This is a genomic window from Streptomyces xanthochromogenes, assembly GCF_014650455.1.
Lineage (GTDB): Bacteria > Actinomycetota > Actinomycetes > Streptomycetales > Streptomycetaceae > Streptomyces > Streptomyces xanthochromogenes.
Genome location: NZ_BMUZ01000005.1, coordinates 381,032 through 404,389, shown reverse-complemented (window position 1 = coordinate 404,389; position 23,358 = coordinate 381,032). Strand labels below are relative to the sequence as shown.

The 23,358-nt window shown below is 72.8% G+C and carries 26 protein-coding genes and 1 pseudogene; 14 read left to right on the top strand and 13 right to left on the bottom strand.

The window, feature by feature from the left end:
- The first annotated feature begins 236 nt into the window (after positions 1-236).
- The 5 genes and pseudogenes from IE267_RS15995 to IE267_RS15980 all read left to right on the top strand — a co-directional run bounded on the left by IE267_RS15995 (position 237) and on the right by IE267_RS15980 (position 4,499).
- Complete coding sequence (locus IE267_RS15995) at positions 237-650, top strand: rodlin (RefSeq protein WP_100573928.1); 414 nt, start codon at positions 237-239, stop codon at positions 648-650.
- Between the two features lie 314 nt (positions 651-964).
- On the top strand, positions 965-1,192 hold the full coding sequence (locus IE267_RS15990) for a chaplin (RefSeq protein WP_161246237.1): 228 nt from the start codon (positions 965-967) through the stop codon (positions 1,190-1,192).
- Positions 1,193-1,362: 170 nt separating this feature from the next.
- A pseudogene (locus IE267_RS40625) lies at positions 1,363-1,473 on the top strand (chaplin family protein); the annotation flags it as partial.
- A 288-nt stretch (positions 1,474-1,761) separates the two neighbouring features.
- Positions 1,762-2,784 (top strand): chaplin, encoded by a 1,023-nt coding sequence (locus IE267_RS40285; RefSeq protein WP_506417447.1) that lies wholly within the window; start codon positions 1,762-1,764, stop codon positions 2,782-2,784.
- Positions 2,785-3,164: 380 nt separating this feature from the next.
- Positions 3,165-4,499 carry a glycoside hydrolase family 26 protein gene (locus tag IE267_RS15980; RefSeq protein ID WP_189763665.1) on the top strand — a complete coding sequence of 445 codons (1,335 nt, stop codon included), beginning with the start codon at positions 3,165-3,167 and terminating at the stop codon, positions 4,497-4,499.
- Here the strand turns inward: IE267_RS15980 and IE267_RS15975 are convergent.
- The 8 genes from IE267_RS15975 to IE267_RS15940 form a co-directional block, all read right to left on the bottom strand.
- Positions 4,485-5,624: a GNAT family N-acetyltransferase gene (locus IE267_RS15975; RefSeq protein WP_189763664.1), complete on the bottom strand. Its 1,140-nt coding sequence runs from the start codon at positions 5,622-5,624 to the stop codon at positions 4,485-4,487. The genes IE267_RS15980 and IE267_RS15975 overlap by 15 nt on opposite strands.
- Positions 5,624-6,292 (bottom strand): YveK family protein, encoded by a 669-nt coding sequence (locus tag IE267_RS15970; protein ID WP_189763663.1) that lies wholly within the window; start codon positions 6,290-6,292, stop codon positions 5,624-5,626. Before IE267_RS15970 ends, IE267_RS15975 begins: the two co-directional genes overlap by 1 nt.
- 25 nt (positions 6,293-6,317) lie before the next feature.
- Positions 6,318-7,556: a glycosyltransferase gene (locus IE267_RS15965; protein WP_189763662.1), complete on the bottom strand. Its 1,239-nt coding sequence runs from the start codon at positions 7,554-7,556 to the stop codon at positions 6,318-6,320.
- Positions 7,553-8,242: a polysaccharide deacetylase family protein gene (locus IE267_RS15960; RefSeq protein WP_308428809.1), complete on the bottom strand. Its 690-nt coding sequence runs from the start codon at positions 8,240-8,242 to the stop codon at positions 7,553-7,555. The genes IE267_RS15965 and IE267_RS15960 overlap by 4 nt, the downstream gene beginning before the upstream one ends.
- 85 nt (positions 8,243-8,327) lie before the next feature.
- The gene (gene murJ, locus IE267_RS15955; RefSeq protein ID WP_167159053.1) at positions 8,328-9,947 is read right to left on the bottom strand and encodes a murein biosynthesis integral membrane protein MurJ; all 1,620 of its coding nucleotides are present in this window, start codon (positions 9,945-9,947) and stop codon (positions 8,328-8,330) included.
- Complete coding sequence (locus IE267_RS15950; RefSeq protein WP_189763772.1) at positions 9,944-11,230, bottom strand: O-antigen ligase family protein; 1,287 nt, start codon at positions 11,228-11,230, stop codon at positions 9,944-9,946. Before IE267_RS15950 ends, murJ begins: the two co-directional genes overlap by 4 nt.
- Positions 11,231-11,265: 35 nt before the next feature.
- Positions 11,266-12,690, bottom strand: coding sequence for an exopolysaccharide biosynthesis polyprenyl glycosylphosphotransferase (locus IE267_RS15945; RefSeq protein WP_229861206.1), 1,425 nt, complete (start codon positions 12,688-12,690; stop codon positions 11,266-11,268).
- Between the two features lie 50 nt (positions 12,691-12,740).
- Positions 12,741-13,907, bottom strand: coding sequence for a glycosyltransferase family 4 protein (locus IE267_RS15940; RefSeq protein ID WP_167159055.1), 1,167 nt, complete (start codon positions 13,905-13,907; stop codon positions 12,741-12,743).
- Positions 13,908-14,189: 282 nt separating this feature from the next.
- On the opposite strand from IE267_RS15940, the gene IE267_RS15935 reads away from it, so the two are divergent.
- From IE267_RS15935 to IE267_RS15895, 9 genes are all read left to right on the top strand, one after another.
- Positions 14,190-14,429 (top strand): chaplin, encoded by a 240-nt coding sequence (locus IE267_RS15935; protein WP_167159057.1) that lies wholly within the window; start codon positions 14,190-14,192, stop codon positions 14,427-14,429.
- A gap of 196 nt (positions 14,430-14,625) precedes the next feature.
- Complete coding sequence (locus IE267_RS15930) at positions 14,626-14,865, top strand: chaplin (protein WP_100573938.1); 240 nt, start codon at positions 14,626-14,628, stop codon at positions 14,863-14,865.
- A 226-nt stretch (positions 14,866-15,091) separates the two neighbouring features.
- The gene (locus tag IE267_RS15925) at positions 15,092-15,721 is read left to right on the top strand and encodes a hypothetical protein (RefSeq protein ID WP_189763659.1); all 630 of its coding nucleotides are present in this window, start codon (positions 15,092-15,094) and stop codon (positions 15,719-15,721) included.
- Positions 15,722-15,981: 260 nt separating this feature from the next.
- Complete coding sequence (locus IE267_RS15920) at positions 15,982-16,287, top strand: hypothetical protein (protein WP_167159061.1); 306 nt, start codon at positions 15,982-15,984, stop codon at positions 16,285-16,287.
- Positions 16,288-16,445: 158 nt separating this feature from the next.
- A complete protein-coding gene (locus tag IE267_RS15915; RefSeq protein ID WP_167159063.1) occupies positions 16,446-16,688 on the top strand; it encodes a chaplin in 243 nt (80 codons plus the stop codon).
- A gap of 214 nt (positions 16,689-16,902) precedes the next feature.
- On the top strand, positions 16,903-17,403 hold the full coding sequence (locus tag IE267_RS15910) for a DUF5949 family protein (RefSeq protein WP_161255507.1): 501 nt from the start codon (positions 16,903-16,905) through the stop codon (positions 17,401-17,403).
- 39 nt (positions 17,404-17,442) lie between these two features.
- Positions 17,443-18,093 carry a vitamin K epoxide reductase family protein gene (locus IE267_RS15905; RefSeq protein WP_167159065.1) on the top strand — a complete coding sequence of 217 codons (651 nt, stop codon included), beginning with the start codon at positions 17,443-17,445 and terminating at the stop codon, positions 18,091-18,093.
- 308 nt (positions 18,094-18,401) lie between these two features.
- A complete protein-coding gene (locus IE267_RS15900) occupies positions 18,402-18,920 on the top strand; it encodes a tyrosinase family oxidase copper chaperone (RefSeq protein WP_189763658.1) in 519 nt (172 codons plus the stop codon).
- Positions 18,904-19,776 carry a tyrosinase family protein gene (locus tag IE267_RS15895; protein WP_161255516.1) on the top strand — a complete coding sequence of 291 codons (873 nt, stop codon included), beginning with the start codon at positions 18,904-18,906 and terminating at the stop codon, positions 19,774-19,776. Before IE267_RS15900 ends, IE267_RS15895 begins: the two co-directional genes overlap by 17 nt.
- Positions 19,777-19,881: 105 nt before the next feature.
- Here the strand turns inward: IE267_RS15895 and IE267_RS15890 are convergent, their stop codons facing one another.
- The 5 genes from IE267_RS15890 to IE267_RS15870 form a co-directional block, all read right to left on the bottom strand.
- Positions 19,882-20,151, bottom strand: coding sequence for a chaplin (locus IE267_RS15890; RefSeq protein ID WP_100573945.1), 270 nt, complete (start codon positions 20,149-20,151; stop codon positions 19,882-19,884).
- Positions 20,152-20,286: 135 nt separating this feature from the next.
- Positions 20,287-20,538 carry a hypothetical protein gene (locus IE267_RS15885; RefSeq protein WP_167159071.1) on the bottom strand — a complete coding sequence of 84 codons (252 nt, stop codon included), beginning with the start codon at positions 20,536-20,538 and terminating at the stop codon, positions 20,287-20,289.
- 201 nt (positions 20,539-20,739) lie between these two features.
- Positions 20,740-21,720, bottom strand: coding sequence for a glycoside hydrolase family 26 protein (locus IE267_RS15880; protein ID WP_189763657.1), 981 nt, complete (start codon positions 21,718-21,720; stop codon positions 20,740-20,742).
- Positions 21,721-21,758: 38 nt separating this feature from the next.
- Positions 21,759-21,992: a hypothetical protein gene (locus tag IE267_RS15875; RefSeq protein ID WP_189763656.1), complete on the bottom strand. Its 234-nt coding sequence runs from the start codon at positions 21,990-21,992 to the stop codon at positions 21,759-21,761.
- A 49-nt stretch (positions 21,993-22,041) separates the two neighbouring features.
- Positions 22,042-23,322 carry a cytochrome P450 gene (locus tag IE267_RS15870; RefSeq protein ID WP_229861204.1) on the bottom strand — a complete coding sequence of 427 codons (1,281 nt, stop codon included), beginning with the start codon at positions 23,320-23,322 and terminating at the stop codon, positions 22,042-22,044.
- Positions 23,323-23,358 lie beyond the last annotated feature (36 nt).

Genomic DNA, 23,358 nt, shown 5'->3' with positions numbered 1-23,358 from the left:
TCCGGGTTCCTGCGGCGATTCCAGGCTGGGATTATATGGAGAACCGATCGCACTTTACGGCGTTGTGTTCGGGACGGCGTTCGGGGCATTGTTCGGCATCTTGGCGCCTCTTGCGGAACCGTTCGGGTGAAGCGCCGGAACCAAACCAGTGCGGCGAAGTTGACCAGGCAGTAGTACGGCGCAGTGGAATAAGAGCGCGGTACTGCACGTGCTCTCCACCAAGAAAAGGGAAGACCATGCTCAAGAAGGTTATGGCCGCGTCCGCTGCCACCGTTTCGCTCGTCGGCGCCTCCGCCATGCTGGCCGCTCCGGCCATGGCGATCGGCGACCACGGCGGCACGACCTCGCTCAGCGGCAACGGCGCGAAGCAGGCCTTCGGCAACTCGAAGACCGACGGCGACATGAGCCCCCAGCTGTCCCTGGTCCAGGGCACGCTGAACAAGCCCTGCCTCGGTGTTCCGGTCAAGGCCAACCTCGCGTCCCTGGTCGGCCTCGTGCCGGTCACCGTCCTGCAGGACGTGCCGGTCCTCTCGGCCCCGCAGAACCAGCAGTGCACGGAGAACTCGACCCAGGCCAAGGGCGACGAGCCGCTGTCGCACATCCTGGACCAGATCCCGGTCCTCTCCGGCAACGGTGCCGCGAACGGCTGATCCCGTACGCAGCGGCTCGGGCTGCCGCGGTCCCTTCCGGGGCTGCGGCGGCCCGAGTTTTTTTGTGCCGAATGCGTTGCCGCACACGTTTCGGGGAATCGGCGAATCCGGGAAATCCCGTAAGGGCAAAGGGCGTTACCTCCTGCCATTTGGGTGAGTAACTCGGCAGGGCACTTCCCCTTCGGTTTCCTTTGCCGGGATCGGTCGTTACCACGTTGTCAGCGGCTCCTTGGGCGAAAGCTCTGGCAACGCGCCGTGAGCAACGACTGGTTGCGCGACTTTTTGACTGAGGGAAGGAAACCCACGTGAAGTACATGAAGGCTGCGACGGTTCTGGCCGGTCTGGTCATCGCCGCGGGTGGCGCGGCCGCCCCCGCGTTCGCGGACGCCGGCGCCGAGGGTGCGGCCGTCGGCAGCCCCGGTGTCCTGTCGGGCAACCTGCTCCAGGTCCCCGTCCACGTGCCGATCAACCTGTGCGGCAACACCGTCAACGTGATCGCGCTGCTGAACCCGGCGTTCGGCAACACCTGCATCAACAAGTGATGTAGCACCAGGACTCTCCACTCCGATTTTGGGGCGTGCCCTCCGCACGCCCCAAAATCGGTTTTCTCCGTTTCCCCTCAGCTTTTCCCTGCGACACGGAAGACAGCCCATTGCGCCAGGTCATCAGCAAGACCCTGTTTACTGCCGTGGCAGCCACGAGTGTCCTTTCGATGAGCGGCGGTTACGCCCAGGCCGCCACCACGGACGGCGAGACCACGGGCTCGCCGGGCCTGCTGTCGGGAAACTCGATCTCGGCGCCGGTGGAAGTCCCGGTCCAGGCGTGCGGGAACTCCGTCGATCCGGCCGGAGCGCTCAACCCGTCCTTCGGCAACCACTGCGAGACGGTCTCGCCGACCGTGGAGAGCCCGGCGGAACGGGCCGCGGACGCGCTGGCCGAACGGGCCGGCCAGGACGGTGCCGGTTCGTACGGGGAGCACGGCGGTCCGTACGGGGGCTCGTACGACGACGCGTACGGGGGCTCGTACGGGAGCCCGGGGCAGGACCGGGGTTCGTACGGGCACGAGTACGGCCGCGAGTACGGGCAGGGCGCTGCCAGTCGGGCGAGTTCCGTGACGAGCGGCTCGCCGGGCGTGCTGACGGGGAACTCGGCGGGGGCGCCGGCCGATGCGCCGGTCCAGGCGTGCGGGGACACCGCGAGCGCGGCGGGTCTCATGAACCCGGCGATGGGCGGCCACTGCAACTCCGGCCCCGGTACGCCCCCGCCCCCGGCCCGCACCCACCACGCACCCCGGGTGCATCATGCGCCGCCGGTTCACGAGGCTCCGCCTGTGCATCATGCGCCGCCGGTCCATCAGGCCCCGCCCGTGCATCAGGCCCCTCCGGTGCACCAGGCCCCTCCGGTTCACCAGGCCCCGCCGGTTCACCAGGCTCCGCCCGTGCATCAGGCCCCGCCCGTGCACGAGGCACCCCCGGTGCACCACGCGCCGCCCGTGCATCACGCACCCCCGGTCCACCAGGCCCCTCCGGTCCACGAGGCCCCGCCGGTCCACCATGCACCGCCCGTGCATCACGCACCCCCGGTGCATCACGCCCCACCGATCCACCAGGCCCCTCCGGTTCACCAGGCCCCGCCCGTGCATCAGGCCCCGCCCGTGCACCAGGCACCCCCGGTGCACCAGGCCCCGCCGGTTCACCAGGCTCCGCCCGTGCACCAGGCCCCTCCGGTGCACCAGGCCCCGCCCGTGCATCAGGCCCCTCCGGTTCACCAGGCTCCGCCTGTGCACCACGCCCCGCCCGTCGACCACGCACCGCCGGTGCACCCCGCACCCCCCGTCCGCCACGCACCCCCCACGCACCACGCCCCTCCGGCCCACCACGCCCCGTCCGCCCACGCCGTGCCTCCCGCGCAGCATCCGCGGCCTCACCCTGCGCCTCGGACGCAGCCCGCTCAGCGGTCCGCGCCTCGTGTCGTCGGGGCTCCCGCTGCCGCGCACATGGCGGCGGGGCCGCAGCTGGCCGCTACCGGGTTCGGGGACGGGGCCGGGCTGGTGGCGGCCGGGGTCGGCGCTGCTGGGCTCGTGTTGGGGGGAGGGGTGCTCTACCGACGCGGCAGGGCGATGGCCCAGGCCTGACCCGAGGCGTCCGCCAGGACCCCCACCCGCGGCAAGTGACGGCCGAGGGCTCGGGGTGGGGGCCGGGCGGGGACACTTCGGACGGCCACCTCAACTCGGCTGACGAATACGGACCTTGAGGGGTCCGCACAGAGATCGCTCGGTCGCATTCCCCTCGCGACGAAGGGCCCGGCTCCTGAGAAGGAGCCGGGCCCTTCGTCGTGCCCGTCGCCGGTCGGGAGGAGATCTGAGGGGGCCTCAGGGGGCGGTGTGGCGGAGGGGAATCCGGCATACACCCTTTCGAGCGGCTTATCGCGTTCGCTGCTTATCTTCCCTATCGGCGCAATAAGAATATTTTCCAACCGGGAATCCGGAGGGTCCTCAGAACCAAGGGAGCGCACATGCGTCGGCGACGTCATAGAGCGGCCACCTTCACCACGAGTGTTCTGGCGGCAGGTGCCCTTTGCAGTCTGGCACTGGCCCCCGGCGTCGACGTACAACGAGACGGGCAGGGCGACGTACAACGAGCCGTACCAAGAGACGGGCAAAGCCCCGGGAGCGGTGCCGATCCCACTCCCACTCCCACCCCCGCCCACCCCGCCGCCGCGGACTTCGGCGCCTTCCTGGACTCCGGCACGCTCGGCGTACGGCGCATCGCGGCGCTGCAGAAGTGGCTCGGCGGGACCGACATCAAGGTCGGGCACACCTATCTGCCCGGCAATACCTGGTCGGACATCGAGGGCCGGGCCGGGTTCCTCCAGGACTGGGCCACCTGGCGCAGGGAGCGAGCCGACCGCACCCTCGTCCTCAACGTGCCGATGCAGGCGCTCAACGAGGCCGGAATCCCCGACGGCCGGGTGCGTCAGCTGCTCGCGAAGGGCGCCGCGGGGGACTTCGACGTGCACTTCAAGCGGCTGGCCGAGCGCCTGGTCGACCTCAAGGTCCCGGACACCGTGATCGTGCTCGGCTGGGAGATGAACGGCACCACGTACACCCACCGCTGCGGACCGGACCCGGAGTCGTGGAAGAAGTACTGGAAGAACGCGGTCACCGCGATGCGGTCGGTGCCGGGGCAGAAGTTCCGCTTCGACTTCACGCCGAGCCGCGGGCGCGACGCGGTGCCGTGGACCGAGTGCTACCCCGGCGACGACCTCGTCGACATCATCGGCATGGACTCCTACGACCAGCCGCGCGGGGTGGACTTCGACAAGCAGATCAAGGAGCCGTACGGGCTGCAGCAGCACGTCGACTTCGCGGCCGCCCACAAGAAGCCGATCTCGTACCCGGAGTGGGGGTTGTTCCGCAACGGGGACAACACCGAGTACATGCGCCGCATGCTGGCCTGGATGGACGCGCACAAGCCGGTCTACAACACCATCACCGACTACTGCCCGCACGGGGTGTGGGGGTGCTCGGACAACCCGCGTGCCTCGGAGCTCTACCGCTCGCTCCTGTACGGTCGCACCGAACCCACCCCGCAGCCGCCGACGCCCCCGCAGCCCTCGACCCCGCCGACGGCCCCGACGACGATTCCGCAGCCCTCGACCTCGCCGAGCCCGAGCCCGAGCACGGGTACCGGCCCGACTCCGGCCCCGAGCCCGAGCCCGAAGCCGGCGACGCCGGTCGGTCCGTTGCCGAACGGCACGTGTTCGCCGCTCGACCTCGGCCCGTGGGTCGAGCACTGGATGGGCGGCAAGCTCTGCATGCGCCTCGACTGGTTCTCACGCCGGAACTGACGGTCCCGAGGCCTCCGTGGCGGGGCGGCTCCGGTCGTCCCGCCACTGCCGCAGTGCCCGCAGCGCGGCGCCCGCCCGACGCCGCAGGCGCGCGTGCAGGACACCGGCCCACAGCAGCGGCAGGGTGCGCCGCCGGGCCAGCAGGAAGCGCTGGTTGACCCGCACCTCGGGCCGCCAGTGCTGCTTGTACGGTTCGTTGCCGCGCAGCATGCTCAGCGCGCCGCGGTCGCTGCCCTCGATCCGCTGGGCACAGGCCCGGAGCAGCATCGTGGCCACGTCCACCTTGCGGCCGCGCAGCCCGGGGTGCGCCCCGTACAGATAACCACCGGCGAGGGCCGGCGACAGCAGTGTCAGATCGGCCGCGACGACCTCGCCATCGAGGCGGAACTCGGTGACCACCGCGTCGCCCTGCCGGGTCATCTCGCCGACCGCGCGCGCCAGATGCTCCTCGAAGCGGGGCCGCAGATGCTCGCGGGTCACCCCGCGCCCCTGCCACTGGAGCCCGTGCAGTTCGAGCAGCGTGTGCAGCGCGCCGGGCACCTCGTCGGGCGGTACGTCGCGCTGCTCGATGCCCAGCGCGTCGATCTTGCGGAGCTTGGCGCGGGCGCGCTGGGCGCGGTTGTTGGGGAGCCGGGACAGCAGGCCGTCCATGCCGGCGACCGGTAGCTCAAGGCAGTGGGAGTCCGTCAACTGGTGCTTGGGTGCTGTCCAGTTGGCGTGCAGTCGTTCGGCCCCGGCGCCCTGGCGCACTTCGCCGAGGTCGATCAGGGCGCCGCGTGCCGAGCGCATCAGCGCGCCGGTGAGGGCGGCTGCGGCCTCCTCGGCGCAGTCGTCGGCCAGGAGCACGTCGGTGAAGTCGGAGATGGGGCCGCCCAGTGGCACGAGCGCCGGGAGCGGGCGCAGCACCCGCATCAGCGGGGCCGCCCCGACCAACCGGCCGTCCTGGTAGGCGAGATGGACCCGCAGCCGCCCCCGCACCCCGTACGAGAGCCACCACGAGTGCAGCCAGGCGTGGCTCTGGAAGGGGGTCGCGGCGCTGCAACTGCGGTGCAGTTGGAGCCAGTTGGCGGCGAGATCCGCGAAGCGCAGGTCGTCGGTGCACAGCTCCACGCGGAGGCCGGACACTAGCCGACCTCCTGCGGCACGGACGCCGCGCCGGCCGGGCTCGGCACCGAGGCCGCACGTTCGGACTCCGGTGCGTCCTCGGGGCGGCGGCGCGGCCGGGCGAGCAGCCCGAGGCCGCCGAGCAGGCCGCCCGCGCAGCCGCCCACCAGGGCGGTCAGTCCGGCCGAGGGGGAGGAGGGGGCGAGCGGCTTGACGGCGCGCGAGAACTGCACGACGCGCACCCCGGTGTCGGCCTGGGTGTGGGTGCCGTTCAGGGTCAGTGCGCGGGCCACCGCGTTCGCCATGCCCGCAGCGTCCGCGGCCCGGCCCGAGGTGGCGGTGATCGCGATCATCGGGGCGTCGGGGGAGGTCGCCGTCTGCACGCTGTTGCGGAGCGTCGTCGCGCTGACCCCCGCCCAGATCTGGGCGTCCCCGATGACGGCGACCTCGGTCGCGACCCGGCCGTAGGCCTGGGCGAAGCCGAGGGCGACCGAGGGGTCCGACTTCTCGCCGGGGGTGACCACCACGTAGCTGGTGGCGCTGAATTCCGGTGTCTTGACCGCGCCGTACAGGCCGCCGGCGGTCGCGCCGAGCAGTGCGCACACGGGCAGCGGCCACCAGCGGGGCAGCGACCTGGCGCGCGGGCCGCGGGCGTTCTGGCGCTGCCGCGGGCCGGAGAATCTGCTCATCTGGACTCTTCTTTCTCCGAGGAGTTCATCGGGGATTCGTCGGGGAGGTGTGCGCCGACCCGGCCGGTGAACCGGCCGGCGAGGGGCCCGCCGGGGCGGGTGCCCCAGGGGCCGGCGCCGGGTCGTACGCGGGATGCGGCAGCGGCGCGCGGGCCGCAGCCGCCTCGTACACCCGGACCAGTTGGGCCGAGGTCGCGGTCACGCAGTAGCGGCGCACCGCGTCGGGGACGGGGAGCCGGGGGCGGCCCGCGCGTCGGAGTTCGTCCAGGGTGGTGGCGAAGGCGGCGGTGGTACGGCCCGTGCGCAGCGCGCCGGGCGCCGAGCCGGCCGGCAGGTCGTCGATGGCCGGGCACGTCACGTACGCCACCGGGAGCCCGGCCGCGAGGCCTTCCACCACGGCCAGGCCGAACGCCTCCTCGCCGGACGGCGAGGCCAGGCAGTCCACGGCCGAGAGCACCCCGGCGAGGCTGGGGCGGTGGCCCGCCGGGGAGGTGTTGTCCTGGACGCATTCGCCCGCGAACACCACCCGGGCGCCCACCCCGAGCCGTTCGGCGCGGGCCCGCAGCGGCTGCTCCTGTTCGCCGCCGCCCGCGAACACCAGCCAGGCGTCGGGGAGTTCGGCCAGGGCGTCAATGAGCGTGTGGAACCGCTTGCCCGCGGCGAGCCTGCCGACCGCGCCGACCACGAACGCGCGCTCGGGCAGGCCGAGTTGGCGGCGCACGGAGGTGCGGGCGGCGGCGCTGAAGGCGAACTGGGCCGCGTCCACGCCGTTCGGCACCACCTGGATGCGACGCTCGGGCACGCCCCAGCGGGCCAGCCGGTGCGCGATGGTCGGGGACACGGCGACGGTCGTGGTGCCGAGCCGCTCGCTGGCCAGGTAGAGGCCGCGCACCCCGGGGCCGAGCGGGCGCCCCTCCATGCGGGCCTCGCCCAGGGAGTGCTCGGTGGCCACGATCGTACGGACCCGGGCGAGCCTCGCCGCGAGGCGGCCGTACAGGCAGGCCCGGTACAGATGGGTGTGGACCACGTCGTAGCGGCCGCGCGCGATCAGCTTGGTGAGCCGGGGCAGCGCGGCCAGGTCGCGGTTGCCCGCCATGTCGAGGTTGCGCACCCGGCCGCCCTCGCGGACGATGGCGCGGGCCACGGTGCCGGGGTTGGTGAGGGTCACCACGTCGGCCTCGTACGGCAAGTGCCGCAGCAGCAGCCTGAGTTGCTGCTCGGCGCCGCCCACGCCGAGGCCGGTGATGACGTGCAGGACCTTCACGTGCCCTCCGGGAGGTCGGCCGGCTCGTCGCGGCGCCAGCGGTGCAGACTGCGCTTGAGGTGCAGGCGCCAGCCGTTGTCGCGCTCGCCCACATGGACGCGGGGCAGCGCGTAGCGGCCGGTCAGCGGGCCCGGGTCGATCGCGCAGGCGTACGCGTAGCCGGCCGCGCGAACCGCGTCGACGGCCCGCACGTCGACGGCCCCGTACGGGTAGCAGAAGCCGGCCACCTCGTGGCCGGTCAGGTCGTGGAGCAGCTTGCGGCTGTCCCGCACCTCGCGGTGCAGGGCGTCCTCGTCGGTGAGGGTCAGATCGAGGTGGCGCAGGCCGTGCGAGGCGACCTCCATGCCCCAGGTCGCGGCCTGCTGGATGCCGCGCTCGTCGAGCAGCGGCTTGCGCGGTCCCAGCGGGTCCCACTCGTTGGTGCCGTCGAGGAGGCCGGGCAGGACGAACACGGTGGCCGTGCAGTCGTAGCGGCGCAGCAGGGCGATGGCCTCGGCGGTGAAGTCGGCGTAGCCGTCGTCGAAGGTGAGGCCGACCAGGCCGCGGGCGGTGCCGGACGCGCGGGCGCGCAGGAGTTCGGCCATGCTCACCCCCTTCAGGCCGTGCCCGCGCAGCCAGCGCAGCTGGCGTTCGAAGCGGGGCGGCGAGACGGTGATGTGGTACGGGTCGTCCGTGGTGTGGGTCACCGAGTGGTACATGGCCACCCACAGCGGTGCGGCGGGGCGCGGTCTCGAACCAGTCAGTGGACCCCTCGGGTCGCCGACTGCCGTGTCAACGGGCATGCCAGAGCTTTCGTGTGACGGGACGGAACAGCAGACAGAACTCCCGGACCCGCAGCAGCCGGGCCGTGACGGTGAAGGCCACGACGGCGAGGACGGACCCAACGATCAGTGCGGGCAACGGACTTGAGGTGAGGCCGGCTCCCCATCGGCAGGCGGCGGTGGCGGCACAGCCCGCCACGACGAGCCGGGCGAGCTGTCCGCCCACCCAGCGCACGGAGAGGGCGGTACGGCGACGGCCGCTGCCCCAGAGCAGGGCCAGGGCGGTCAGCGTGATGCCGAGCGCGTTGGCGGCGGCGATGCCGGGCGCGCCCCACACCGGCACGGCGAGCGCGCCCGCGACGGCGGTCGCGGCGAGGCCGGCCAGCATGGCGCAGGCCGGGTACCACAGGGGGCGGGCCTCGGAGAAGTAGGAGCGGGCCAGCACTCCGACCAGGGTCTGGCCGAGCAGCCCGAGCGCGTACACCCGCATGACGTCGGCGGTCGCGTCGGTGTCGTGCAGGGTGAACGCGCCGCGCTGGAATAGGACTTGGATGATTTCGGGGGCGCAGGCCACCACCACCGAGGCGCCGAGCAGCACGATGGTGCCGGCCACGATGAGGTCGCTCTCCACCCGCCGCCGGGCCCGTTCGGTGTCGCCCGCGGCCAGGGCGCGCGCGATGACGGGGAAGGTGACCGTGCACAGCATCAGGGAGAGCACCATCGGCATCTGCGCCACCTTCTGGGCGTAGTTCAGATGCGAGATGGCCCCGGCGGGCAGCGGCGCGGCGAGGAAGCGTTCGATGAGGACCTGCGTCTGGCGGCTCAGCGCGAACACCACCACCGGGGCGACCAGCGCGAGCCGCAGCGCCCGTGGTGCCTGGCCGGCGGGCGCGCGTCGCGGCTCGGGCACCGCGAGGGCCGCCTCCCGCTGCCGCCAGCTGCGCCACAGCGCAGGCACCTGGATCACCACCATGAGGACGCCGCCGAACGCGACCCCGGCGGCGGCTGCCCGCACCCCCCACGCCCCGCCGAGCAGCAGGAGCAGGCCGATGATGCCCACGTTGTACGCCACGTAGATCGAGGCGGGTGCGAGGAAGCGGCCGTGTCCGCGCAGCGCGGCGCTGCAGTAGCCGGTCAGCCCGAAGCTGAAGACGCAGGTCGCGGTGAGGCGGGTGCAGTCGACGGCCAGGCCGGTGGCGGGCAGCCCGGGCGCGAGGACGGCGACCACGGCCGGGGCCGCCGCGATCAGCACGGCGGCGCCCGCGGCGAGGGCGAGCATCAGCCGGGGCAAGGTGGCCGCGACCAGGGCACGTACCGGATCGGGGCCGGGCTGCCGGCCCCGGCCGACCAGGGCGAGGCTGAACGCGGGCACCAGGACGAAGGCCAGGCCGTCCTCGATCAGCAGGGTCGCGGCGACCTCGGGGACCGTCCAGGCGACCAGGAAGGCATCGGTGTCGGTGTCGGCGCCGAAGACGTGCGCGAAGGCCTGGTCGCGCAGCAGCCCGAGCAGGGCGCCCGCGAGCGTGAGGACGGCGGTGAGGAACGCGGCCCTCGCCAACAGCCGTCCGGAGGTGGGGTGTTCGGGTGCGGCGGCGGGTGCCGGGAGCAGCGGTGGGACGGTCTCCGTCATGGGCGGGCCGCCCCTCGCGCCAGGCCCCACCAGGCGGCGAGGCCCAGGACCAGTGCGGTCAGGGCCGTCGACGGGCCGCCGATGTCACCGTAGAAGAAGTCGACGAGCAGCCAGGTCAGCAGGCCGGTGGCGACCAGGCCGCAGTCCATCGCGGTGCGCGCCGAGCGCGCCCGGTGCAGTCGGCGCACTCCGGTGACCAGGAGGGCGGCCCAGCCGCCGACGAGGGTGACGACGCCGATGAGGCCCTGCTCGCTCAGGACGAGGAGGTACATGTTGTGCGGGGAGAGCAGGGGCTGGCGCTTGAAGGCGGCGCCCGCGCCCGCGGTGTCGCTGCCGGAGGACAGGGCGAGCGAGGAGTTCGAGTCGCGGTGGTCGGGGAAGCCCTTCAACCCGACGCCGGTGAGCGGACTTTGACGCCACATCAGTTCGGCTGCCGCCCACATGGTGTACCGGTCGGTCACGGACTGGTCGGGAGCGCTCTCGACCTGGGTGATGCTGGCGAGCCGCTCCTGGAGCATCTGCGTGCCGGACCCGCTCACGCCGACCAGGACGACGGTGGCGGCCGCGGTGACCGCGAGGACGGCGAGGGCGCGGCGCACCCCGGAGAGCAGCAGCAGCGCGATGGAGGCGATGCCCGTCGCGATCCAGGCGCCGCGGCTGAACGACACGGCGAGGGGCAGGAGCAGCAGGGCCGCGCAGCCGAGCGCGACCCTGCGGCGGGTGCGGCTCGCGCCGGGCGTGGGGTCGAGGGCGAGGCCGAGCGCGCACAGCAGTCCGCAGGACACCACGGTCGCCATGCCCATGATGTCGGAGGCGCCGAAGGTGCCGACCGCCCGGATGTCCTCGCCCATGTAGGAGGCGCCGGTACGGGTCAGGTACTGCTGGACGCCGACGCCGCCCTCGAACAGGGCCAGTGCCACCACGGCCGAGGCCGCGAGCCGGAAGTCCTCGCGGTCGCGCAGCAGGAGCAGCACGGCGAGCGGTACGAGGACGAAGATCTGGAGGTAGCGGCCGAGTCCGGCGATCGCGGTGCCGGGGTCGACGGCGCCCATCGCGGCCACGCAGATCCCGGTCACCGGAAGCCCCATGACGATCGCGGCCTGCCGGCTCAGCGGCCGCTCGCCGGAGCGCAGCACCCGCAGGAACGCCCACACCACGAGCACCCCGCAGGCCGCGTCCGCTGCGGTGGCCGAGCCGTCGCCGCCCAACGGGGGAGTGGCGAGCAGGGTGATCACGGCGAGCAGCGGCAGCAGGCGCAGGGCCCGGTGGGGCGGGGCGGGCATCGGCAGCGGCGGCGCGGCCGCGACGGCGTGCACGCTCAGCTCCCCGTCGGGCGGACGAGGCAGACGGCGGTGCGCAGCAGGATGCACAGGTCCTGCCAGAGCGACCAGTGGTCGATGTAGTAGTTGTCGTAGCGCGCCCGGTCCTCGATCGAGGTGTCCCCGCGCAGCCCCTGCACCTGGGCGAGCCCGGTGAGCCCGACGGGCATCCGGTGCCGGGCCGCGTAACCGGGGTGGGCCTGGCTGAACTGGGCGACGAAATAAGGGCGTTCGGGGCGTGGCCCCACCAGGCTCATGTCGCCCCGGATCACGTTCCACAGCTGGGGCAGCTCGTCGAGGGAGGTGCGCCGCATGAAGCTCCCGGCCCGGCTCATCCGCTGGTCGTCGGCGATGTTCCAGCGGGTCGCCGCCTCGTGCGCGGTGTCGGGGCGCAGGGTGCGGAACTTGAGCAGGGTGAACGCCCGCCCGCCGGCCCCGATCCGCTCCTGCCGGAACAGCACCCCGGGCCCGTCGCTGCGCCGCAGGACCAGCGCGCACACCGCGAGTACGGGGGCGGCGAGAAGCAGCGCGGGCAGGGTGAGGGCCAGGTCGGCGACCCGCTTGAAGAACAGCCCGGGGACCGAGGCGGGGGCGCTGGTGAGGGGGTGGCAGGGGAAGGCGGCGAGTTCGTCCGCCTGCTGGTGGGGCACGGTCTGTCCGGGCGCCCGTGTGTCCAGCTGCCACAGCGTGCAGCCCATGCTTTCGAGGAAGGCCGGGGGAACGGGGGCCGTGGTCTCGGGGGCGTAGGTGAACAGGCAGTCCTGCACCCCGTTCTGGATGACGGCGCGCTGCACCTCCTCCAGGCTGCGCAGCACCGGCACCCCGGCCTCGACGGAGGCCTCGGCCGGCGGCACGACCACCCCGACCGGACGGATGCCGCCGCCCGAGCGCCGCGCGAGTGCCGCCGTGACGCGTACGGCGCTGGCAGCCGGACCCACCACAAGCGCGGGCCGGGGCCTGCGGGCGCCCTGGCGGCGGCGCAGCCACAGCGCTGTGCCGCGCCCGGCGCAGCCGGCCAGGGTGTGCAGGGCGCAGCCCGTCGCGACCGCCGCCACCGTGAGGGGGGCGGCGTTCGGCTCGTGGACCAGGGTGCCTTCGTGGGCGAGGACGGTGGCGAGCAGGCACCAGCCGATCAGGGTCCGCACGAACAGCGCGGGCACATCGGCGAGCACCCCCCGTGCCATCGTCGGCCGGTAGAGCCCGGCCTGGGCGTTGAGCGCGAGCACAGTGGCCACCAGCAGCCCGGCGGGGCCCGGCGGAAGGCCGGTGTACGGCAGCGCGAGCAGGCCGAGCAGCCCGGCCGCGCAGTCCGTGGCGAGCAGCACGGCGACGAACGGCTGCACGGTGCGCGGCCGCCCGGCCACGAAGGCGAAGTGGTCCGGCGCCTCGCGGGGCGTGACCACCGAAACGGTTCCCGATGACATCCCGGTCCCGTGGGGCGGCCCCCCGGCGGCAGGGACGATGCTTTCCGCGGTCACTGGCTGATGGGTTCCCTGTCCTCGGAGCGCTGCAGAGCGGCCACGTCGCGGTACACCTCCGCGATGCTTCGGGCCGTCTGCCGCACGTCGTGGGTGGTGGTTACGTGGGCGTGGCCCTGGCGGGCCAGATCGGTGCGCAGCGCGGGGTCGGTCAGGAGCCGCGTCATCGCGTGCGCCAACTCCTCCGGTGCGTCCGGCGGTACGAGACAGAGCGGGGCCTGCCCGGGCGGGAGGCTCTCGGCGGAGCCCCCGACGTCGGTGACCACCACCGGGCGGCCGCACGCCATCGCCTCCAGTGGCGCGAGCGCCATGCCCTCCCAGCGGGAGGGCAGCACGACCAGGTCGGCGGCCCGGTACCAGAAGGCGGTGTCGCCGACCGGGCCGACGAAGGACACCGAGCCGGGCGCCGCCGCGCGCAGTGCCGCGAGGTCCGGGCCGTCGCCGACCAGGACGAGATGCGCGCCGGGTACGGCCTCGCGCACCCGCTGCCAGGCGGCGAGCAGCACGTCCTGGCCCTTTTGGCGGCACAGCCGTCCCACGCACACGACCAACGGCGCGCCCTGGGCGGCCGGGGTCTCGTCGGCCGCCGAGTAGTGGTCGAGGTCCACCCCGTTGGGGATCACCGAGCAGGGCGCGACGACCTTGGCCCGCACCCCGGTGGCCCGCTCGCCCTCGCTGACGCACACGATCCGCGCGGTCCAGCGCACCGCGGCACGCTCCCAACCTCGGGAGAGCCGCGCGGTGATGCCGCCGACGGCCTCGAACGACCAGGCGTGCGGCTGGAAGACGGTGGGCACCCTGCCGCGCACGGCGAGCCGGGCGGCGACCCCGGCCTTGGCGCTGTGGGCGTGGATCACGTCGGGGCGCACCCGCCGGACGAGGCGGGCCGCCCGCAGGGTCTCCCCGAGGAGCGCGGGGCCAGGTGAACGGGTGGCCCGCCAGGGGTGCACCCGGGCACCCAGACGCGTCAGTTCGGTGCTCAACGGGCCTCCCTCGGGGCATGCCACGGTGACCCGGAATCCACTGCGCAGCTGGTCCCGCACCAAGTCCGTGACGACTCGGGCTACGCCCCCCTCAACGGGCTGAACCAGGTGCAGGACACTCAACTGCCCGGCGGACCCCGGCCCCTCGGGTCCGCCGGGGGTGTTCGCTCTCGTCGGCATGCGCGGTCACTCCGGTCCTGGCGCTCGAAAAGAAAGCTGAACAAAAATGCTGCGGGGCTCTCCCCGCAGTGCGGCCGCCCTCGAATTCCGCAGGGCCGGCGCTCCGGCCGCCGAAGATCCCGTATGTGGCGCGGCCCGGCGGTGGGCAACTGTAACCGTATTTACAACCCGGTCCGGTCATGAATGTGGAGACGGAGTGTCCCCTTCGAGCGATCGTGCGTATCCCCTTGACGACACGGTCGTTGTATCGGTGGCCCCATCTCCACCCGAAAGGAAAAAGCGATGAATCGAATTGCAAAGTCTGTTGTGTCGGCGGGCGCAGGTGCCGCGGTCGTGATGCTCGGTGCGGGCATGGCCAGCGCCGACGCGGGTGCGCAGGGCGTCGCCGCCAACTCCCCCGGCGTCCTGTCGGGCAACCTGCTCCAGGTCCCCGTGCACGTCCCGGTCAACGCCTGCGGCCTGACCGTGAACGTGATCGGTCTGCTGAACCCGAACTTCGGCAACACCTGCATCAACAAGTAATCCCCAGGGGTGACGCCGCCGGACCGGCGCCGCGGCTCGCGGCCTCGGTCCGGACGGGCCCCCTCGCCATTTTCGCGGCCCCCAAAACCCTGGTTCACCCGTTAGGGGCAAAACCGGGCGGCCGGGTTCGCGTTGAGGTGTAGGTCGAGTGACAAACACCCGGTCAATGACTTTCTCAATCTAGGAGTGCTTCTCCATGTCGCGTACCGCGAAGGCCCTGGTCCTGTCCACCGCTGCCGTTGCCGCCATCGCCGGTGGGGCCGGCATCGCCGCCGCCGACGCCGGTGCGCACGGCGCGGCCACCAACTCCCCCGGCGTCCTGTCCGGCAACATGGCGCAGGTCCCCGTTCACATCCCGGTCAACGTCTGCGGCAACACCGTGAACGTCATCGGTCTGCTGAACCCCGCGTTCGGCAACACCTGCATCAACAAGTAGTTCCTCGCCGAAGCCCCGGTCCGCTCCTCTCCAGGGAGCGGGCCGGGGCTTCGTGCTGCCCCGGATGGCGGTAGTCCGCCGGGCTCTTCCGGTACGGGGTTGTGCCAGCTCGGCGCGGCGTGGCGGGCAACTGATGATCACTCAGGACGACCATCCGGTTGCGAGGGTTTGGGGGCGTGCGCACGGTGAGGAGAGCTCGCTCGCCCCACCCAAGGAGAACCGTTTCATGCTTGTACGAACACCGCGGCGCCTGGTCGCAGCGGCCCTTTCCACCGTGATCGTCGCCGGGTCCGCCGGGACCGCGATGGCCGCCGACTCGCCGCCGCCGCGTACGGTCCGTGCCGAGGCGCCGGTCCCGAGCGCCGACGCCCTGCTGGGCCAGGCCCAGCAGTTGAACGGTCTCGGCGGCGTCCTCACGCCCGTGACCGACCTGCTGACCGGTGTGCTCAAGGGAGGCTCGGCGGCCGACACCGCGGCGCTGGCCGGCAAGGCCACGTCCGCCCTCGACGCGCTGAAGCAGGCGGCTCCGGCGGCCCCCGTCACGCCCCCGGCCGCCGCGCCGGTCACCCCGCCCGCCGCCGGTCCGGCGGCCGTGCCGCTGGGCGGCCCCGAGCAGGACGCCGTGCTGGCGGCCGCCAAGGACGATGCCGTCGCCGCGGTCAAGAAGGGCATCGACGACCTCGTCAAGGCGGTCACCAGTGTCAATGTCGGGGCCATCGTCCCCGCCGCGACCTCGGTGGTCACCGGCCTCGTCGGGCTCGTCCTGACCACCGTGACCGGCGGCGGCCTGCCGGTGCCCAACCTGCCGGGGCTGCCCAAGGCGCCCACGGACGCGGTGCCGAAGCTGCCCGTCTGAGCCGCACCCCGAGAGCGCCGGCCCGTCACGGACGGGACCGGCGCTCTCGGCTGTCCCGACCCATCAACCTCCTTACCGCACAGCAGAATTCATGAAATCCCACGTGCGTATCGGCGGGCCCCGCAATTGGGTGGCGGCCCATGAATCCGGAACCGAAGGGTTTCCCGGGCGTCGGCGGGTCGTTACCCAGGGCGAAGCAGCGCAATGCATTCAGGGACAAGCACGGTTCGGCGACGGAACTCGCCGCGGAAGGATTGATGATGAAGTCGATGAAGGTTGCCGCGGCACTCGCCGGATCCCTCGCGGTCGTGGGTGCGGCGGCACCGGCCTTCGCGGCCGGGGACCTCCCGCCCATGAGCCTGAACGGCGGCCTCGACACGATCGCCCAGAACGTGTCGTCCGCTCCCAACATGATCGACGCGTCGCCGGTGCGCACCAACCTGCTCGACCCCAAGTCGGACGACTCCCTGCTCCACACCGTGGGCGCCACCGCGCACGACCTGAACAAGACCAATGGGGCACCCAATCCGGGACAGCTCATCGGCGGAATGCCGCTGGGCGGTTAGCGCAGGCGCGAACGAGTCCTTCCGCAGCGTGAATTGAGGGGCCGTCCGGCCGCCTCCTGCGCTGTACGAGGGAAAGACAATAAACCCGGCGTGTTCGCTTCCGGCGGCTCCCGGCCATTTGCCTACGCTGAGGCAACCCCCGAATGGAAGGTTCCATCATGAACACTGCCAAGAAGACGGCTCTCGCCCTCGCCGCCGCCGGGCTCGCCACGGGTGCCGCCTCCGGCGCCGCCTTCGCCGATGCGGGCGCGCAGGGTGTCGCCGCGAACTCGCCCGGCGTCCTGTCCGGCAACATGGCGCAGGTCCCGGTCCACGTCCCGGTGAACCTCTGCGGCAACACGGTCGACGTCATCGGCGGTCTGAACCCGGCCTTCGGCAACACCTGCGTCAACTCGGACTGAAGTAGGGCCGGTTGAGACCGGCGGGCTTCAGTGCGTGGTGAGCGGCTTCGTGGAGTTGGGGATCCCGGAGCCGCTTCGCCGCGTCCGGACGCGCCGAGTCGCGCACGGGTGACCGAAGAGTCGTACACGGGTGCCAGAAGACCGGTGAAGGACCTTTCATCCGGATGGGTGACAGCTGCGAAGGGCTCGGCCCGGAATGTCCTAGAGTCCCGGCATGACTTCAGCCACCAGTGCCGTACAGCCTTCCAGGGCAGCCCTGTTGGGCTCGCTCATCGTCATCGCGTGGAGCGGTGAGTCCCCCGACGGGTCCGGCGATGTGCCCTTCCTCATGGCGTACTCCCTCGGTGACGGGGCCGAGGGCCCCGAGGGTGCGGAGGCCGCGGCGCGGTCGCTGCTCGACGAGATCGGCATGCCGGCCGGCAGCGTCGTCGACCAGTCGCAGGGCGGCTCGTTCCCGGTGACCCTCATCGTCCAGGGCGGCCAGGCCGTCCTCACCATGCCGACGCTCAACGCCCAGTGCCCGGTGCCGCCCGAGTGGCTGGCCGCCGCCGAGGCGCGGGGCACCGTCCAGTTCATGTTCGCCACCCGCTCCTGGCCCGAGGGCGTCCCCGGAGTCGCCGTCTCCGACGAGCAGCTGAAGGCGTTCGCCGGCGACGAGGACACCATCTCCACCGCCGGCCACTGCGTGCTCCCCGTCCGCCGCCTGCGCGGCTGACCGCACCCCACCGCCGGACGAGAACGGAGACGTAAGGCCATGCCCCTTCCCGGGACGATCCCGCAGCAGGCTCCCGCCACCGACTCGTCCGGCCCCCCACCCGCGGCCACCGCCGCGTTCGGCGCCGGGCGGGGCTTCGCCTGGCTGGTCGTCCTTGCCGGCGCGGCGGGGCTGCTCGCGTCGTGGGTCATCACCCTCGACGAGTTCGAGCTGCTGCGGAACCCCAACTTCGTCCCCGGGTGCAGCCTCAACCCGGTGATCTCCTGCGGCAACATCATGAAGAGCGCCCAGGCTTCCGTCTTCGGTTTCCCCAACCCGATGCTCGGCCTGGTCGCGTACGGGATCGTCGGCTGCGTGGGCATGAGCCTGCTCGGGGGCGGCCGGTTCGGGCGCTGGTACTGGCGCACGCTCAACGCGGGGGCGCTGGCCGGGGTCGTCTTCGTCGGCTGGCTGCAGTTCGAGTCGCTGTACCGGATCAACGCGCTGTGCCTGTGGTGCTGCCTGGCGTGGGTCGCCACCATCGCCCTGTTCTGGGGGGTGACCGGCCTCAACATCGTCAAGGGCGCGCTCCCCGCGCCGAGTTGGGCCCGAAGCCTGTTCGCCGAGTTCGGCTGGGCGGTGCCGGTGCTGCACATCGGGGTCATCGGGATGCTGATCCTCACCCGCTGGTGGGACTTCTGGACGGGCTGAGCCCCGTGGGAACGTTGGTCCGACCGCGTGATTCGGCCGCCCCCGCCGCCACGGCGGGCGCCCGGCGGCGTTGACCCACTGACCAGTCGCATGGTTGAGGCATCCCCGGGCCGTGCATCCAGTACCGGCCCGGGGAGCGCCCGCTGCCGCGCGCCGACGGCCGTGGCCGTTTCCTGGGACGCCGGGCCTCGTTGAACCCGGCATCGGACAAGGAGCGGACGTTTGGACGGGCCCCGGAACCAGCACGGTTTCCGGGGCCCACGTGTGTGCCGGACGCGTCCGCCCCGGCGAGCACGAGGGAGACGCCGATGAACGACGCGACGCATTTCTGGCGCATCAGCCGGGCGGGCCGCACCCGCCCACGGGGGCGAGCCCCCGAACCCGCCGGGCCCGCGTCCCGCCCCGCCTGGCAGCCGGCCCGGCGGGGCCTGTTGCGGGCCGCGTTCGTCTCCGCGACCGTCGCGTTCACCGCCGCCGTCCTCTCCCGCATCCCGGGCGCCACCACGCCGGGCGGACCCGCGGGTGCCCTTGGGCCGGAACCCGATGCGGGCGCCGCCTTCGACGAGATGCACGCCGGACACCGCATCCAGGGCTGGCCGCTCGGGGCGGGCCGGGGCGAGCTCGCCGTGTTCGTGGACGGCCGGCAGCTGGACGTGATGCGGCGGGCGGACGGCAGCTACCTCAGTTCGGTCGACCACTACGTGTCGTACCCCACCGCACGCGCGGCCGCCCGGGCCGCCGCGAACGAGCTGGGCACCGCCCGCCTCGCCGCCGTACCCGTGCACGGCAGCCACCAGGAGGGAGCCGGCCGTGGTGTACACGCGTAAGAACCAGCGGAACCTGACGAGCGCCGAGCGCAAGGCCTTCGTGAACGCGGTGCTCGAACTCAAACGCAGCGGTGTCTACGACGAGTTCGTGCGCACCCACATCGAGTTCTACGTCCCGGACGGCGACGACGGGCTGCGGGTCGCGCACATGACGCCGTCGTTCCTGCCCTGGCACCGCCAGTTCCTGCTCGAATTCGAGCAGGCCCTGCAGAAGGTCAACTCCCGTGTGACCGTGCCTTATTGGGACTGGACGCGGGACCGTTCACCCGCGTCTTCCCTCTGGTCCGACGACTTCATGGGCGGCAACGGCCGCCGCGGCGACCTGCAGGTCATGACCGGGCCGTTCGCGTACGCGCACGGCAACTGGGACCTCGCGGTCGAGGTCACCGAGGCCCGCTTCCTGACCCGGGACCTGGGGCGCCCCAACGACCCCATCGCCCTGCCCGTCGCCGCCGACGTCGACCGGGCACTCGCCGACCCGGTGTACGACACCGCGCCCTGGGACTCCACCAGCGGGTCCGGTCTCCGCAACCGCATGGAGGGCTGGACGACCGGGCTTTCGGGCAGCGCCCGCTTCCGCATGCACAACCGGGTGCACCGCTGGGTCAGCGGCGTCATGCTGGGCGCCGCCTCCGTCAACGATCCGGTGTTCTGGTTGCACCACGCCTACATCGACAGCCTGTGGGCCCGCTGGCAGGCCGCGCACCCCAAGTCCCAGCGCTATCTGCCGGCCACGCCACCGCCGTCCGGGGACCCCCAGCACGGCCGGGTGGCGGCCCTCCACGACCCGATGCCGCCGTGGAACGTGGCACCGGCGGCACTGCTCGACCACACCGCGATCTACCGGTACGCCTGACACGGCGACGGCCTCCCGGGGGGAGAAGTCCGGGAGGCCGCGGTACTGCTGTGAGCCATGACCGGCCGGGCCACCGTGAGGGAGCCCGGCCGAAGCGGGGGGTACTTACTCCCCGTAGCCGCCCTCGTGGTGGCTGTCGGCGTTGACGCAGGTGTTGCCGAACGCGGGGTTCAGCAGCCCGATGACGTTGACCGAGTTGCCGCAGAGGTTGACCGGGACGTGCACCGGCACCTGGAGCAGGTTGCCGGACAGGACGCCGGGGGAGTTCGCAGCGACGGCCTCGGCGCCGGCGTCGGCCGAGGCGATACCCGCACCGGCCAGCGCCATGGCGCCTGCTCCGGCGACGACGGCGGCCGTCTTCGCGATACGAGACATCAAAGTTCTCCTTGATATGGACACGCGACCGCAGACACGCAGTCGTCATTTCACTTCAACGTGCCGAACGGGCATAAGTAACGGACACCTGCGCCCAAAACGGTTCTGCACGGCCGACCGGCGCAAGGACTGCCGCTACTTGCCGTAGCGGCTGCGGGAGACGCGCCGCGAGAGGGCGACCGCCGCCGTGCCCGTGACGACCGCGCCGACGCTCAGGGCGCCGAGCAGCGAGGCCCGGGAGTCGGCGCCGGCGTGGGCGAGTTGCGGCGGGGCCGGGGCGGGGTGGTCGACGGCGTGCGCCGCGTACCCCGTGCCGAGCACGGAGACCAGAGCCGCGACGAGGGCGGCGCGCGCCGCGGGACCCGAGAACCTCGAGAACTTGGACATGCCTGCGACCCTTCGACAGGAAGACGGGGGAGGGGGGAGGCGCATCAGATGCTGATACGCGTAATTCATTGGGTCGGATCGGCCCCGCCCCGGTCCCCCGGCCACGCGCGCCGCAGCCGACAGACAACCCGTCCGGCGCAGCCCCCGGCCCCCCGCACGGCCCAGTGCGCGGGCCGTCCCCGAGGGCGGACGCCGGGCCGTTCACCGGGCGCCGAGATAGGCCCGGGCCGCCCGCGGATTCGTGCCGCACTCCCACAGGCCGTGCGGGCAATAGTCGGTCAGGGTCTGGTAGACCGGCCGGTACCGTCGAAACCAGGCGGTCATCCCGCGTACGTACGCCGGGTCGTCCCCGTTGCGGAAGAGGCCCCACTCCGGGTACGAGACCGGCTTGTGGTGCCGGGCGGCGAAGTCGACCTGGGCCCGCAGCCCGTACGGCTCCTCGACCTGCTGGGCGAACGACATGCCCGCGGGCTGGTCGTAGGCGTCCATGCCGAGGACGTCCACGAAGGCGTCGCCCGGATAGCACGCGGTCCACGGCACCGCGTCCCGCCCCCGGCTCGGCGCGAAGTCGAAGCGGAAGCGCTGCCCCGTGACCGACCGCATCGCCGTCACGACGCGGCGCCAGTACGTCCGCCACGCGGCGGGATCGGGGCCGCACCGGTGGGTGTAGGTGACGCCGTTCATCTCCCAGCCCAACACCACGATCGTGTCGGCGAGCCGAAGGGCGACCAGACGCTCGGCCAGGGTCCGGAAGTGGGCGTCGAAGGCGCCCCGCGCGGCCTGGCCGAGCAGGGCCGCCACCCGCGCGTCGGGCACGCCCTCCTCGTTGTGGTCGAGCATCGGCACATTGAGGACGAGGAGGCGGTCCGTGCGCTGATCGCGCCAGCGCGCCCAGGGGGCGAGCAGCCCCGGCGGCCCCTCGATGTCGTTCCAGGTGCCGCCCGGCAGATAGGTGTGGCCCACGCGCAGCGGCCCCCGTCCGCGCCATTTCTCGGCCGCCGCGAGCCTGCCGACGCCGGCCCCGTCCGAGCCCGTGAAGATGCTCGCCGCGTTGCCCGACGGGGGAGGCGCCGGGCCCGGTCGCCCGCTGTCGGACGCGAGCGGCACGAGGGCCGAGAGCAGCAGGACCAGCACGCACAGCGCGCACTTCCACGCGGCCGGGCCGACGGGGGGCGGCTGCACGGGGCCCCGGGGAGCGGTGCTGCGGCGGGTCCTGGGCGTCAGTGGCCCGCGGACGAGGAGCCACCGCGCTGGAGCGCCCCGCTCAGCGAGGAGACACCCGAGGTCAGCGTCTCGCCGATCTTGCCGCGCCCGCCGAGGACCTTGGGCTGCCCGAACTCGCTGACACTGCCCTGCCCGGCGACCCCGTCGTCGGCCGCGGCGATGCCGGGCGCGGCCAGGAGCAGGAGGGATGCGGCGACGGTGGCGGCCTTGAGGCGGTGGTGAGTGTTCATGCCCGGTACAACGCCGCTCGCCCGGTGAGGGTGCGCGGCGGTCGGGCGGTCACGTCCTGGGCGCGTCGAAGGCGAAGGGCTGCCTGCGCACCCGGTGGTCGAAGTTGGACGTCCCCAACTCCGGTTCGCCGAGCGTGCGTACGGCGAGCGGACGGGTCAGCAGCTCGCGCAGTACGGCCTTGATCTCCAGGCGGGCGAGATGCGCGCCCAGGCAGTAGTGCGGGCCGCCGCCCCCGTAGCCGAGGTGCGGGTTGGGGTCCCGGGTGATGTCGAAGGCGTCCGGGTCGGTGAAGACGTCGGCGTCCCGGTTGGCCGACGCGTACAGGAGCATCACCTTGTCGCCGGGCAGGAAGGTGTGGCCGGACAGGACGTAGCGCGAGGTGACGGTCCGGCGGAACTGGATGATGGGTGTGGAGTGCCGCACGATCTCGTCGACCGCGCCGTCCGCGTACCGCTCGAAGTCCCCTCGCAGCAGAGCCAGTTGATCCGGGTGATCGGTCAGCAAGGACAGGGCGTGGGCGATGGCGTTGCGGGTCGTCTCGACTCCCGCCACGAGCAACAGGGAGAAGAACGAACCCAGTTGACGGTATGTCAGGCGCTGCCCGTCCACGTCCGCGCACACCAGCGCCGAGATGAGGTCTCCGGTCGGGTTCCGGCGCCGCTCCCGCCCGAGACGGGCCACGGTCAGCTGCATCCGGGCCAGCGCCCGCAGTCCCTTGCCGGGGCTGAGCAGCCGGGCGCCGATGCTGCGCCGCACCCCGGCGTGCTCGGATGCCCGGTCGATCTGGCGGGCGATCCGGCGGCGGTAGGCGTCGGGCACGCCGAGCATGGCGCAGATGACCTCGAACGACATCCGGGAGGCGACCGCGGAGACGAACTCGTCGGGGCGCTCGGCGACCATGTCGTCCACGATGCGCACGGCGAGCTCGCGGATGCTGACCTCGGTGGCGGCGAGCAGGCGCGGGGTGAACGCCTGCTGCACGATGCGCCTTAGGCGCGTGTGGTCGGCGCCGTCGAGGTTGACCATCGAGTCGCCGAACACGGCCCGCACCCAGCGGGCCGGCTCGGGCGAAGTGACGCCGGGCGCGCTCGCGAAGACCCGCGGAAGGCGGCTCGCCTTCAGCACGTCGGCGTGCCGGACCAGGGCGTAGAAGCCCTGCTCGGGGCGGCGCCGGCCGGCCCGGCGTTCCGTGAAGAAGGCCGGGCGCGGCTGCTGTCTCAACTCGGCGAAACGCGCCAGGCGTTGGGCAGGAGGCTGCTTCCAGAACGCCGGGTCGGCGAGATCGCCGGTGGCGCCGCGGGGCGCCGGGACCGTCCGGGGGTGAGTCACGCTCGCACCGTCCTGGCCGCCTAGCGGCTGTCGAAC

Excerpts from the sequence above, each read along its gene's own strand:
- IE267_RS15995 (WP_100573928.1), top strand. The coding sequence starts at position 237 with ATGCTCAAGAAGGTTATGGCCGCGTCCGCTGCCACCGTTTCGCTCGTC.
- IE267_RS15990 (WP_161246237.1), top strand. The coding sequence starts at position 965 with ATGAAGGCTGCGACGGTTCTGGCCGGTCTGGTCATCGCCGCGGGTGGC.
- IE267_RS15980 (WP_189763665.1), top strand. The coding sequence starts at position 3,165 with ATGCGTCGGCGACGTCATAGAGCGGCCACCTTCACCACGAGTGTTCTG.
- IE267_RS15970 (WP_189763663.1), bottom strand. The coding sequence starts at position 6,292 with ATGAGCAGATTCTCCGGCCCGCGGCAGCGCCAGAACGCCCGCGGCCCG.
- murJ (WP_167159053.1), bottom strand. The coding sequence starts at position 9,947 with ATGACGGAGACCGTCCCACCGCTGCTCCCGGCACCCGCCGCCGCACCC.
- IE267_RS15950 (WP_189763772.1), bottom strand. The coding sequence starts at position 11,230 with ATGCCCGCCCCGCCCCACCGGGCCCTGCGCCTGCTGCCGCTGCTCGCC.
- IE267_RS15945 (WP_229861206.1), bottom strand. The coding sequence starts at position 12,690 with ATGTCATCGGGAACCGTTTCGGTGGTCACGCCCCGCGAGGCGCCGGAC.
- IE267_RS15940 (WP_167159055.1), bottom strand. The coding sequence starts at position 13,907 with ATGCCGACGAGAGCGAACACCCCCGGCGGACCCGAGGGGCCGGGGTCC.
- IE267_RS15935 (WP_167159057.1), top strand. The coding sequence starts at position 14,190 with ATGAATCGAATTGCAAAGTCTGTTGTGTCGGCGGGCGCAGGTGCCGCG.
- IE267_RS15930 (WP_100573938.1), top strand. The coding sequence starts at position 14,626 with ATGTCGCGTACCGCGAAGGCCCTGGTCCTGTCCACCGCTGCCGTTGCC.
- IE267_RS15925 (WP_189763659.1), top strand. The coding sequence starts at position 15,092 with ATGCTTGTACGAACACCGCGGCGCCTGGTCGCAGCGGCCCTTTCCACC.
- IE267_RS15920 (WP_167159061.1), top strand. The coding sequence starts at position 15,982 with ATGAAGTCGATGAAGGTTGCCGCGGCACTCGCCGGATCCCTCGCGGTC.
- IE267_RS15915 (WP_167159063.1), top strand. The coding sequence starts at position 16,446 with ATGAACACTGCCAAGAAGACGGCTCTCGCCCTCGCCGCCGCCGGGCTC.
- IE267_RS15910 (WP_161255507.1), top strand. The coding sequence starts at position 16,903 with ATGACTTCAGCCACCAGTGCCGTACAGCCTTCCAGGGCAGCCCTGTTG.
- IE267_RS15905 (WP_167159065.1), top strand. The coding sequence starts at position 17,443 with ATGCCCCTTCCCGGGACGATCCCGCAGCAGGCTCCCGCCACCGACTCG.
- IE267_RS15900 (WP_189763658.1), top strand. The coding sequence starts at position 18,402 with ATGAACGACGCGACGCATTTCTGGCGCATCAGCCGGGCGGGCCGCACC.
- IE267_RS15890 (WP_100573945.1), bottom strand. The coding sequence starts at position 20,151 with ATGTCTCGTATCGCGAAGACGGCCGCCGTCGTCGCCGGAGCAGGCGCC.
- IE267_RS15885 (WP_167159071.1), bottom strand. The coding sequence starts at position 20,538 with ATGTCCAAGTTCTCGAGGTTCTCGGGTCCCGCGGCGCGCGCCGCCCTC.
- IE267_RS15875 (WP_189763656.1), bottom strand. The coding sequence starts at position 21,992 with ATGAACACTCACCACCGCCTCAAGGCCGCCACCGTCGCCGCATCCCTC.